Here is a 12,056-nt window from a genome sequence, read left to right on the forward strand (position 1 = left end):
TAAATCCGACTGAAAGGAGGATCACCCATGGCTTTCACATCTTATGAAGCAATGCCTCTGGATCAGATGCTTAACCGGATACAGAAATACCATCCCGGTGACGGCTACAAGCTGGTGGAAAAAGCCTGGAAGTTTGCCGAAAAGGCCCATGAAGGCCAGTTCCGCAAATCCGGTGAGCCTTATTTCACCCATCCTTCCCTTGTCGCTTCGATCCTTACGGATCTGATGATTGATCCCCCCACCATCGCCGCGGGTCTCCTGCATGATACTGTCGAGGACTGCGAAGGTATCACCCTTGATACCATCCGCGAGGAGTTCGGCAATGAAGTGGCGGATCTTGTAGACGGCGTCACCAAATTGAACAAGCTGGATTTTGCGGATCGTGAGGAAGCCCAGGCTGAATCCCTCCGTAAGATGATCCTGGCGATGTCCCGGGATATCCGTGTCGTTCTGATCAAGCTGGCGGACCGTCTGCATAACATGCGCACCCTGCGTTTCCAGCCGGAAGCACGCCGTCAGGCCATTGCCCGGGAAACGCTGGATATCTATGCGCCCCTGGCGCACCGCCTCGGTGTTTATGCCATCAAGCAGGAGCTGGAAGACCTGTCCCTTAAGTACATTGATCCGGAAGGCTACAACCGCATTGTCCATCTCGTCGGCATGAAGCGCCAGGAGCGGGAGGAGAGCATCAAGCTGGTCATCAATGAGCTTTCAGAGCGGCTGGACCAGCAGCATATCCGCTACAACATCGACGGCCGCAGCAAGCACTTCTATTCCATCTATCGCAAGATGGTGCTTCAGCAGAAGGCCTTTGACCAGATCTATGACCTGATCGCCATCCGCGTCATCGTGGATACCATTCCGGACTGCTATACAGTCCTGGGTATTGTCCATACCCTGTGGAATCAGGTCCCCGGCCGGTTCAAGGATTATATCTCTGTTCCCAAGGCCAACATGTACCAGTCCCTTCACACCACCGTTGTGGGTGGCCGGAAGATTCCCTTCCCCTTCGAGGTGCAGATCCGTACCTGGGACATGCACCGCGTGGCGGAATTCGGCATTGCTGCCCACTGGCGGTACAAGGAAGGCGCCAACCGGGAAGACAACCTGGACCACAAGCTGTTCTGGGTCCGCCAGATGCTGGACTGGCAGACGGAAACCCGGGATTCCCGCGAATTCCTGGACACGCTGAAAACAGACCTTTTCTCTGAGGAAGTATTCCTCTTTACGCCCAAGGGTGACGTTATTTCCATGCCCAAGGGTGCCACGCCCCTGGACTTTGCCTACCGGATTCACTCCGCCATCGGCAACCAGTGCGTCGGTGCGAAAATCAACGGTAAAATCGTTCCGCTGGACACGCCCCTGGGTACCGGCGATCGAGTGGAAATCCTGACCTCCGCTTCCTCCAAGGGACCGGGAACCGACTGGCTCCGGATCTGCAAAACGCCCCAGGCCAAAGCCAAGATCCGCCAGTTCCTGAAGAAATCCCTGAAGGAAGAAAACGTTGAAATCGGCCGTGCCATGATTGAAAAGGAATGCGTCCGCCGCGGCGTCCGCATGTCCGATATCGTCAAGCCTGAGTATTATGAGCCCATCCTAAAGCGCACCGGTTTCACGGACTTCGATGACATCTGCAGTGCTGTCGGCTACGGCGGCATGGCTGTCGTCTATGTTGTCACCCGCCTGATCGAAGAGCAGAAGGCGAAGGAACAGCCGGTTCAGACCGTCCAGACCGTGGACGACATGGTTTCTGAGGAAAAGCGCCTCAGCCAGCACCGCGCCCATCACGGCATCGTGCTCACCGGCAGTGAGGACCTGGATATCCCCGTCCGCTTTGCCAAGTGCTGCAGCCCTGTTCCCGGAGACGAGATTGTGGGCTATATCACCCGCGGCCGCGGCGTGACCATCCATAAAGCGGAATGCGTCAACGTCGCCACCGGTGAAGAAGAGCGCCGCATTCCCGTGGAATGGGCCAGCGACGGCCAGAATACCTTCTACGCCACCATTACCATCATTGCCTATGACCGGCTGAACATGCTCAGTGAAATCGCCACCATCATCGGTGAGAACGGCGTTTCCATCCGCGCGGCCTCTATCCAGAGCGATGAAAAGACCAAGATTTCCACACTTCATCTGACCCTGGATGTTCATTCCCGTGAAGAAATGAACAAGGTCATCCAGGCCCTCCGCAACAAGTCTGATATTCTTGATGTTTACAGAGCAACGAAATAATCGTTGCTCTGTAAACAACTCTACACTCTACACTCTTCACTCTTCACTGATCACTCATCACTTTTACCTCCTAACTCCTACCTTTCCCGAAAGGATTCTACTATGCGAGCAGTTGTCCAGCGCGTTACCAGCGCTTCCGTGACCGTCGAAAACGAAACCGTCGGCGCCATCGACGCAGGCATGATGGTCCTGATCGGCGTATCCAAGGAAGACACCGATAAGGACCTGAAATACATCGTGGAGAAAGTCCAGAACCTCCGCATTTATGACGATGAGAACGGCGTCATGAACCGCTCCATCCTGGATGTGGGCGGCAGCATCCTGGCCGTTTCCCAGTTCACCCTTTACGGTGACGCCCGGGGCGGCCGCAGGCCTTCCTATTTCCAGGCTGCCGGTCCGGAAATGGCCAATGAGTTTTATGAACAGGCGGTAGCTGCCTGGCGGGCTCAGGGAATCCACGTGGAAACCGGCCGCTTCCGTACAGAGATGAAAGTTTCCCTCGTCAATGACGGCCCGGTAACCATCCTGCTGGACAGTGAAAAAGCGTTCTGATATCAATCAGAACGCTTTTTTCGTTCCATTGGCTGCAATCAATGGAACAAGCGGTGAAAGCGGGACTGCGGGACTGGCCATCTGTCACTGTTTTCGAAGAAAATGTGACCGAGGGCCTGTCCCTTCTGTCACGCTTCCGCCGCCAATACTTAATTGTTCAGTATTCATTATTCATTGAGAAAAAGCTCGCTTTTTCTCTTTATCATCTCTTCCGTTCTCTTCAGGTATTCCAGTATATTGCTCACATTCGGAGCCCGCTCAATGTGTCCTTCTTCAGGGAAAATCCGCTTTGAGATTCCGCCGGCACCCATGGCCAGAATATGACTCGTTTCTTCCATGATGTCCACATTATAGAGGCACGCATGGCCCGGCAGGGCATATCCGGTATTCTCCAGGTTCCCTGCCATATATTTCTGCTTATACAGGTAATACGGCGCCATGCCCATGGCCCTTGCTGTTTCCCGTCCGGCTTCCACCATGCGGGCTGTCATATTTCCATCCGGAAGCGGATGGTTTTCCAGGCTCATCCGTGAGGAGCGCTTGATTGCCAGGGTATGCACAGTCAGGCTTTCCGGCCGCAGTTTCCGGGCTTCTTCCATGGTGTGGGCGAAATCCGCTTCATTTTCCCCCGGCAGTCCGGCAATCACGTCCATATTGATATGGGGAATTGCTTCTTCCCGGGCCAGGGCATAGGCTTCCCGTACCTGCTGCGCCGTATGGGCCCGGCCGATAATCTCCAGCGTCCGGTCATTCATAGTCTGGGGATTGATGGAAATCCGGCCGATACCGGCGTTCCGGATTGCCCGGAGCTTTTCCCGGGTCAGGGTATCCGGCCGTCCCGCTTCCACGGTATACTCCATTGCACCCGGAAAGCAGCGCACGGTTTCTTCCATCAGCTGCTCAAAGGCTCCCTGCGGCAGCGCTGTGGGAGTACCTCCGCCCACATACAAAGCACGCAGCTTCCGTCCGCTGTTCTTCAGGATCTCCGCACAGGCTCTCATTTCCCGCGTCAGGGAGGCCATATAAGGCTCGATCAGGCTTCCGTCGCCTATTTCTCCGGAGGAGAAGGAACAGTAGGCACAACGGGTCGTACAGAAGGGAATACCGATATAGACGTCCATCCATTCGTCCCCGGGTTTCGGAAGCTTCCGCTGTTCCGCCGCAATCTCCGCCAGCAGTGCAGCCCGGTCAGGCGCCACGTCAAAATCCGCAGCCAGCCGTTCAATCGCCGCTTCCGGCGTCAGGCCTTCCTCAAGGGCTTCCAGCATCAGATGCGTCGGCCGTACGCCGGTCAGGCTGCCCCAGGGCGGCTGAATACCGGTTATTTCCTTCAGCAGATCATACAAGGTCTGCTTGCAAAGACGCCTGGCCGCGCGTCTGCGATGCAGGGTACGGATCCGCTCATCCGCATCCTCCGGCGCCGGAGTACTCCGTTCCACGCGATGTCCGTCTGCCGCGAAGGCAATATAAAACCGCCCTTCCTTTTCTTCAGAAAGGGGTACAAACTTCCGGGGTTCATCCCATACACTTTCCGGAAACCCGAAGATCCGGGTTAACACCCTCAGCTCCGGTTCAATCGTCTCCAGATAGCTCTCTATTTCCGTCATATCCTACCAACCATTAATTGTTAATTGATTAATGTCCTGCATGCATTGGCATCGTCCGCACTAAAGATGACAGGCGGCGCAGCGACGCTACCATGTCACTCTCGTTCCCGCCCGGCAGATCTGTCCTGCCCCAACCGTATTCAAAGATGGTATCGCCGGTAAAGAGCTCTCCTTCAATTTCATAGCAGACACTGCCCGGCGTATGGCCCGGCGTATGCAGCACCTTTACCTTCAGTCCGGCCAGATCCAGCTCATCGCCTTCCCTCACCAGATCTGTCGCTTCAGGCGCTGTAATCTGTTGTCCCATGAGCCCAATACTGGCATTCAACTCCGGATTTCCCAGCATCGGTGCATCTAATTCGTGTATAACAATTCTAGTACTTTGGGAAAAACCTGTTGTTGACAGGTCATCTTTTCCCGCCTCAGCGGATAATTCTGAATTCTGAATTCTGAATTCTGAATTGAGCAGTTCCCGAACTGCTCCTATGTGGTCAAAATGCCCGTGTGTCAGCAGAATCGCCGCGATTTTCCGGTCTCCTGCAGCCTTCCGGATCCGTTTTGCTTCGTCTCCGGGATCAATCACGATGCATTCCTGTCCATCCTCTTTGCTCAGGACATAACAGCGGGTCTGCACCGGTCCCACGGTAAGCTCATCAATCCGCATACATATCCCTCCATTTACAGCATGTGATTCTCTGCACAATTCATTATACATGATTCATTGAAAAAAGGCGTTCCCAAGGAACGCCTTTTAACTCAGAATCTCATTCTGTCTTCGATGTACTTGCGGATCTCGCTGATCGGAACGCGCTCCTGCTGCATGGTGTCACGATCGCGGATGGTGACCGTCTGGGTCTCTTCCGTCTCGAAGTCCACGCAGATGCTGAAGGGCGTGCCGATTTCATCCTGACGGCGATAGCGCTTGCCGATGGAGCCGGTTTCATCGTATTCCACCGGGAAGTACTTGCACAGTTCAGCATGAATCTCGCTGGCCAGTCCGCCCAGCTTGTTCTTCTGCAGGGGCAGCACGGCAGCCTTGTAAGGTGCCAGCGCCGGATGCAGATGCAGCACTGTACGTACGTCTCCGCCCTCCAGTTCCTGCTCTTCATAAGCATTGCACAGGAAGGCCAGAACCATACGATCCACACCCAGGGAGGGCTCGATGCAGTACGGAACGTACTTTTCATTGGTTACCGGATCCAGGTACTCCATGCTCTTGCCGGAGTGTTCCTGATGCCGGGTCAGGTCGTAGTCAGTACGGTCCGCTACGCCCCACAGTTCGCCCCAGCCGAAGGGGAACAGGAACTCAAAGTCCGTGGTAGCCTTGGAGTAGAAGGCCAGCTTCTCGGGCTCATGATCTCGCAGCCGCAGGCTTTCTTCCTTGATCCCCAGGCTCAGCAGCCAGTCACGGCAGAAACCGCGCCAGTAGTTGAACCACTCCAGGTCCTCACCGGGCTTGCAGAAGAACTCCAGTTCCATCTGCTCAAATTCACGTACGCGGAAGATGAAGTTACCGGGGGTAATTTCATTCCGGAAAGATTTACCGATCTGGGCGATACCGGCCGGCAGCTTTTTCCGGGTGGTACGCATGGCGTTCTGGAAGTTGACGAAAATACCCTGGGCCGTTTCCGGACGCAGGTAGATTTCGTTCGCGCTGTCTTCGTTCACGCCCGCGAAGGTCTTGAACATCAGGTTGAACTGACGGATGCCGGTGAAGTCCTTTTTGCCGCACACCGGGCACACGATATCGTGATCAGCGATGAACTGCTCCAATTCAGCGTTGGTCCAGCCGTCGCCGGTTTCTTCACCCTTGGTGAAGTCCTCGATCAGCTTGTCGGCACGGAAGCGGGCCTTACAGGCTTTGCAGTCCATCAGGGGATCGTTGAATCCGCCCACATGGCCGCTGGCCACCCAGACTTCACGGTTCATCAGGATCGCGCAGTCCAGGCCGGTGTTGTACTTGCTTTCCTGCACGAACTTCTGCCACCAGGCCTTTTTCACATTATTCTTGAATTCCACACCCAGAGGGCCGTAGTCCCAGGTGTTTGCGAGACCGCCGTAGATTTCGGAACCGGCGAAGATAAATCCGCGGTTCTTACACAGTGCTACCAGCTTGTCCATTGTCAGTTCAGCCATTGTCTTTCCCTCCGGTAATTGTCATTTTGAAAACAGGTAAAAGGTGAAGGTTTATTTACCTCCTACCTCCTACCTCCTACTTCATACCTTAGAATAAAGCTTCCACAAATTCCTTGGCGTTGAAGGGCTGCAGGTCGTCAATCCCCTCGCCCACGCCAATGTACCATACCGGCACTTCCAGTTCCTGCCGGATCGCCAGCGCGATGCCGCCCTTGGCGGTACCGTCCAGCTTCGACAGGATAATGCCGCCGATCTCAGCGACTTCCTTGAAGGCACGTGCCTGCATCAGGCCGTTCTGACCCGTGGTGGCGTCCAGAACCAGGATGCAGCGGGTATCCGCTTCCGGATACTCCCGGTCAATAACCCGGCGCATCTTGTTCAGCTCATCCATCAGGTTCTTCTTGTTATGCAGCCGTCCGGCGGTATCCACAATCAGCAAATCCACACCCTGGGCCTTGGCCGACTGGATGGCGTCAAACACCACAGCAGCCGGATCCGCGCCTTCCGCATGCTTGACGATCGGAACTCTTGCCCGTTCCGCCCATACGCTCAGCTGCTCCGCTGCCGCGGCGCGGAAAGTATCTCCGGCGCACAGCATGACCTTCCGGCCGATGGCCTGGAAACGCAGTGCCAGCTTGCCGATCGTCGTGGTCTTACCCACGCCGTTCACACCCACCAGCAGCATCACCATGGGCCACTTCAGCGGAGGCCGCGGGATATCCATCTGCTCCACCATGATCTGCTTGAGCATCTCACGGGCTTCAGCGGCGTCCTTGACCTTGCCTGCCTTCACCCGGTCCTTCAGCTCATCCACGATCGTCTCGGTGGCTTTCAGGCCGCAGTCGGCCATGAGCAGGATATCTTCCAGCTCTTCATAGAAGTCATCGTCGATCTTCCGGTTCTCCCTGACCATGTCGTCGACTTTTTCGGTCATGTTTCCCCGGGTTTTGCTCAGTCCTTCCCGCAGTCTCGCGAAAAGGCCCTTTTTCTTCTCTTCGGACATTTTTTATCTCCTCAGAGGAACGGAGAGCAGGAAGTGGAGAATATAAACCTCCTACTTCCTACCTCCTACTTCCTACCTTTTTATCCGATATGATCTTTACCGCCCATGTACATCCGCAGGGCTTCCGGAATCGCTACGGTGCCGTCTGCCCGCAGGTTGTTTTCCAGGAAGGCAATCAGCATACGGGGCGGAGCCACGCAGGTGTTGTTCAGGGTATGGGCCAGGTACTTGCTGCCGTCAGCGCCCTTCACGCGGATCTGCAGGCGGCGGGCCTGGGCGTCGCCCAGGTTGGAGCAGGAACCCACTTCAAAGTACTTCTTCTGGCGGGGAGACCAGGCTTCCACGTCGAGGCTCTTCACCTTCAGGTCAGCCAGGTCGCCGCTGCAGCATTCCAGTGTACGCACCGGAATATCCAGCGTGCGGAAGAAGTCCACCGTGTTCTGCCACAGCCGGTCAAACCACATAGGGCTTTCTTCGGGCTTGCAGATAACGATCATTTCCTGCTTCTCGAACTGGTGAATGCGGTACACCCCCCGCTCCTCGATGCCGTGGGCACCCACTTCCTTACGGAAGCAGGGGCTGTAGCTGGTCAGGGTCTGGGGCAGCTGGCTTTCATCCAGGATGGTATCAATGAACTTACCGATCATCGAATGCTCGGAAGTACCGATCAGGTACAGGTCCTCGCCTTCGATCTTGTACATCATGTTTTCCATTTCGGCGAAGCTCATCACGCCGGTCACCACGTTGCCATGGATCATGAAGGGCGGCACAACATAGGTGAAGCCCCGGTCAATCATGAAGTCACGGGCGTAGCTCAGGATCGCGCTGTGCAGGCGGGCGATGTCGCCCATCAGGTAATAGAATCCGTTGCCGCTGGTCTTGCGTGCGGCATCCAGATCGATACCGGACAGCCGTTCCATGATATCCACGTGGTAAGGAACCTCCCATTCCGGCACAACGGGCTCGCCGTAGCGCTGGATTTCCACGTTTTCACTGTCGTCCTTGCCGATCGGCACGCTGTCATCGATGATGTTGGGGATCACCAGCATGCGCTTGCGGATCTCCGCCTTCAGCTCTTCTTCCTTCACTTCCAGCGCAGCCAGCTCTTCGGCCATCTCGGCCACCTGGGCCTTGACCTTCTCGGCTTCTTCCTTCTGGCCTTTGCCCAGCAGTCCGCCGATCTCCTTGGACAGCACCTTGCGCTTGTTGCGCAGGTTGTCGCCCTGCTGGATCGCTTCGCGGTATTCCTTGTCCATGCTGATCACTTCGTCCACCATGGGCAGCTTTTCATCCTGGAACTTTTTCCGGATGTTCTCCCGTACCTTCTCGGGATCATTTCTGAGCAGATTAATGTCTAACATATCTGTCTCCTCCGCAGCTTATTACTTCTTGTTGGTAATGACCACGTGACGATTCGGTTCTTCACCCTCTGAGTGGGTGGTAACGCCTTCAGTCTGCTGCAGCGCATAGTGGATGATCCGGCGCTCATAGGGATTCATGGGCTCCAGGCTCACCTTCCGGCCCGTGCGCAGCGCACGGTTCGCCATCCGGTTGGCCAGGCGGATCAGGGTATCTTCCCGCTTCGCGCGGTAGTTTTCGGTGTCCAGGGTCACACGGGTATAGCCTTCACGGCCCCGGTTCACCTTCAGGCTGGTCAGGTACTGCACGGCATCCAGGGTTTCGCCCCGGCGGCCGATCAGGATGCCCAGCGTATCACCGTTGATATAGCCGTAAACATTGCCCTCGGCGTCCGTGCCCATATCGATGGTCACGTCCACGCCCATCAGCTTGGTCAGCTCAGCCAGGAAAGCATGGGCGGTACCGGCAGGAGAATCATCAGTCAGCTCTTCAGCGGCGATCATCGTCACTTCGGGCTTTTCCATCGGACGGATTTCAGCCTTCACAGCAGGCTTTTCCTGTTCCTTCTTCTCAGCGGGTTCAGCCTTTTTCTCAGCCTTCTTCTTTTCGGGAGCGAGCTTCTTCTCTTCAGCCTTCTTCTCAACAGGCTTCTTTTCGGCTTTCTTCTCAGGCTTCTTTTCCTGTTTCTTTTCGGGCTCGATCTGCGGCTTGGCCGGCTTCTTGTCTTCCAGCAGGTCAGCCAGCGGATCTTCTTCAGCGTCCTTCAGCGTCAGGCGAACCTTCACCGGACGGGAACCGAACAGGCCGAACAGGCCCTTGCTGCCTTCTTCAACAACCTGGATATCTACGTCTGCAATGGAAACACCCAGTTCCTGAAGGCCCATTTCTACGGCTTCATCCTGGGTTCTGGCGGAAAATTCATACTGCTTCATTTCACAGATCCTTCCCCGGCCACTGCTTTGGCCGCTTGTTCCTTATTGTCAAGCCACTTGTTGATGATAATGGTCTGCGCCATGCTGGCCACACCGCTGAACACCCAGTACAGGGAGAATGCGGCGGAATAACCAAGACAGATCACCAGGGAGAAAAGCGGGAAGAAATACTGCATAAACTTTCCGCTTCCCGCAGCGGATCCCTGGGCTGCAGGCTGCTGCTGGGCAGTGCCCATCGCCTTGGACATTGCAAACTGGCTCACTGCAGACAGGATCGGCAGAAGCAGCCAGCCGTTGTACTGGTTAATCAGTGAAACCTGGGTAATCAGCAGGTTAAAGGTCCAGCCGGGTCTGACCGCAACCGCTTCCACATAAGCCGCATTCTGCTGCACAGCTTCCAGGATCTGCTGCAGGGTTCCCTGCAGGGCGTTCCCGTCAAAGCTTGCGGCAGTCAGGCCCAGGTCTTTGATCAGGATAGGCAGGTTGCTCTGGTCCAGGCTGCTGAACCAGGCCTGCCACTGGTCGGCAGGAATCACGCGCAGTGTGTTCAGGTCCGGCAGGCAGGCGGAAAACAGGTTATCGGGCATCCACAGGTTCTTAACCCACAGCCAGGGTTCCAGCGCGGGCATTTCGTTGTTCAGAATCTGGGTCAGCTGAATCAGCAGCTCCTTGTTGGCCACCATACGCATGGCGCCCCACACAGCAATGAGGACAGGCCAGGACAGCAGCAGCGGCAGGCAGCTGGACAGGGGATTGATATGCTCTTTTTTGTAGAGTTCAGCCGTCTTGGCGTTCAGCTTTTCCTTGTCATTGGCGTACTTTTTCTGCAGCGCCTGCAGCTGGGGCTGCAGCTTCTGGGTCTTGCGCATGCTGACGCGGCTCTTGAAATCAAGTGGGGTCAGAACCAGCCGGATCAGGACCGCGAATACCACGATCGACCAACCCCAGCTTCCGACCCAGCTTTGGATCCAGGCCAGAATACTGTAAACAAAATCATTCATTCCGGGTTATTCCCTCCTTAATGTTATGCAGGGATCCTCCGGTACGGGATCATAACCACCCTTGCTGAAGGGGTTGCATCGCAGCAAACGCCACACCGCCATTCGTCCGCCCTTCCAGGCGCCGTAACGTTCAATGGCTGTCACGGCATATTCGGAGCAGGTGGGAATATAGCGGCAGCTTGGTTTCCGCTTGCGATGGCTCAGTTCCCGTCTATAGAAACGAATCAGGAACAGTAGAAAGCGTTTCATTCGGCGCGGTTCCCTTCATCTTCTGAAGAGCGCTTGATCAGCGCATTCTGCTTTTTCAGCAGATAGTGTACATCCTTCTTCAGATCCCCGAAGGCGGCCTCTGCAGCTGAAGGTCTGGCGACAACAACGTACAGACCGGTTTTTACGTCCCCCAAATAGGGCCGGAAGCATTCCCGCAGGCGCCGTTTGATCTTGTTACGGGTCACGGCATTGCCTGTTTTCTTGCTGACGGAAAAACCGATCTTCAGCTCCCTGCCCGGGGCAAGAAGCATGACCAGATTGCGGCATCCTACAGAATGTCCCCTGTGATAGACATACTGGAACGCCTTATTTTTCTTCAGCCGATAACGTCTTTCCATTCTCTTCCTTCCGCTCTGCGCGGAAAATCCCATTGCGCTGTTAAACAGCGTCTTTTATGAGGAAAAGCCCGCCCATCTTTAACGGGCGGGCCTCATCCACAGTCATACTGAAGCAGGCTTTACGACGGTAATTACACCGTCAGCTCCTTGCGGCCGCGGCGACGGCGGGCAGCCAGAACACGACGGCCGTTCTTGGTCGCCATCCGGGCACGGAAGCCATGCACCTTGCTGCGCTGGCGCTTCTTGGGCTGATAAGTACGGAACATGGTCAACACTCCTCACAGATTCAAACTCGTTTGCGGATCCCGGGAGATGACCCGGTCCGAGAACATCTTACAATGCATGTCCACAGTGCGGACAGCCTAATAAATATATCAGAATGTGCAAAGGCTTGTCAAGACTTTTTTGGAATACCGACAGGCATCCAGCCTTTATTTTTCACCGTCTGCACCCCGCACACAATATCCTGTAGCTCAGCAAAAACCTGCATACTACGGATAAATTCAACCAGTCTCCTGTCCCTCTTTTTAATCAAAAAGAAAGCTTCCTTCCGGAAGCTTTCTTCTCCACCATTATTCATTTTTAAGTCTTAAGTTTTCAGTTTTCATTAGTGTCTGCTTGCAGAC

The 12,056-nt window shown here is 55.4% G+C and carries 13 protein-coding genes; 2 read left to right on the forward strand and 11 right to left on the reverse strand.

All coding sequences use genetic code 11. The annotated features are described in order from the left end of the window. Positions 1 to 51 precede the first annotated feature (51 nt). A complete protein-coding gene (locus tag JRC49_07310; GenBank protein QTE72835.1) occupies positions 52 to 2,232 on the forward strand; it encodes a bifunctional (p)ppGpp synthetase/guanosine-3',5'-bis(diphosphate) 3'-pyrophosphohydrolase in 2,181 nt (726 codons plus the stop codon). A 102-nt stretch (positions 2,233 to 2,334) separates the two neighbouring features. After that, on the forward strand, positions 2,335 to 2,784 hold the full coding sequence (locus JRC49_07315; GenBank protein ID QTE72595.1) for a D-tyrosyl-tRNA(Tyr) deacylase: 450 nt from the start codon (positions 2,335 to 2,337) through the stop codon (positions 2,782 to 2,784). Between the two features lie 167 nt (positions 2,785 to 2,951). Here JRC49_07315 and hemZ read toward each other — a convergent pair whose 3' ends face one another. From hemZ to JRC49_07370, 11 genes are all read right to left on the reverse strand, one after another. After that, positions 2,952 to 4,391: a coproporphyrinogen dehydrogenase HemZ gene (gene hemZ, locus JRC49_07320; GenBank protein QTE72596.1), complete on the reverse strand. Its 1,440-nt coding sequence runs from the start codon at positions 4,389 to 4,391 to the stop codon at positions 2,952 to 2,954. Positions 4,392 to 4,419: 28 nt separating this feature from the next. Then, on the reverse strand, positions 4,420 to 5,055 hold the full coding sequence (locus tag JRC49_07325; protein QTE72597.1) for an MBL fold metallo-hydrolase: 636 nt from the start codon (positions 5,053 to 5,055) through the stop codon (positions 4,420 to 4,422). Positions 5,056 to 5,147: 92 nt separating this feature from the next. Next, complete coding sequence (locus tag JRC49_07330; GenBank protein ID QTE72598.1) at positions 5,148 to 6,527, reverse strand: glycine--tRNA ligase; 1,380 nt, start codon at positions 6,525 to 6,527, stop codon at positions 5,148 to 5,150. 88 nt (positions 6,528 to 6,615) lie between these two features. Further along, the gene (gene ftsY, locus JRC49_07335; GenBank protein ID QTE72599.1) at positions 6,616 to 7,530 is read right to left on the reverse strand and encodes a signal recognition particle-docking protein FtsY; all 915 of its coding nucleotides are present in this window, start codon (positions 7,528 to 7,530) and stop codon (positions 6,616 to 6,618) included. 80 nt (positions 7,531 to 7,610) lie between these two features. Continuing rightward, positions 7,611 to 8,891: a serine--tRNA ligase gene (gene serS / locus JRC49_07340; GenBank protein QTE72600.1), complete on the reverse strand. Its 1,281-nt coding sequence runs from the start codon at positions 8,889 to 8,891 to the stop codon at positions 7,611 to 7,613. 21 nt (positions 8,892 to 8,912) lie between these two features. Beyond that, positions 8,913 to 9,821 carry a protein jag gene (locus tag JRC49_07345; protein QTE72601.1) on the reverse strand — a complete coding sequence of 303 codons (909 nt, stop codon included), beginning with the start codon at positions 9,819 to 9,821 and terminating at the stop codon, positions 8,913 to 8,915. Next, positions 9,818 to 10,822, reverse strand: a complete 1,005-nt coding sequence (locus JRC49_07350) for a YidC/Oxa1 family membrane protein insertase (protein QTE72602.1) — start codon at positions 10,820 to 10,822, stop codon at positions 9,818 to 9,820. The genes JRC49_07345 and JRC49_07350 overlap by 4 nt, the downstream gene beginning before the upstream one ends. Before the next feature lie 6 nt (positions 10,823 to 10,828). After that, positions 10,829 to 11,071, reverse strand: coding sequence for a membrane protein insertion efficiency factor YidD (gene yidD / locus JRC49_07355; protein ID QTE72603.1), 243 nt, complete (start codon positions 11,069 to 11,071; stop codon positions 10,829 to 10,831). Continuing rightward, positions 11,068 to 11,430: a ribonuclease P protein component gene (rnpA, locus tag JRC49_07360; GenBank protein ID QTE72604.1), complete on the reverse strand. Its 363-nt coding sequence runs from the start codon at positions 11,428 to 11,430 to the stop codon at positions 11,068 to 11,070. The genes yidD and rnpA overlap by 4 nt, the downstream gene beginning before the upstream one ends. Positions 11,431 to 11,561: 131 nt before the next feature. Beyond that, the gene (gene rpmH / locus JRC49_07365) at positions 11,562 to 11,696 is read right to left on the reverse strand and encodes a 50S ribosomal protein L34 (protein ID QTE72605.1); all 135 of its coding nucleotides are present in this window, start codon (positions 11,694 to 11,696) and stop codon (positions 11,562 to 11,564) included. Between the two features lie 128 nt (positions 11,697 to 11,824). Then, positions 11,825 to 12,010 (reverse strand): hypothetical protein, encoded by a 186-nt coding sequence (locus tag JRC49_07370; GenBank protein ID QTE72606.1) that lies wholly within the window; start codon positions 12,008 to 12,010, stop codon positions 11,825 to 11,827. Between the last annotated feature and the right edge of the window lie 46 nt (positions 12,011 to 12,056).

It is taken from the genome of Clostridiales bacterium FE2011 (assembly GCA_017569305.1).
In the GTDB taxonomy this organism is placed as follows: Bacteria; Bacillota; Clostridia; order Christensenellales; family Aristaeellaceae; genus Aristaeella.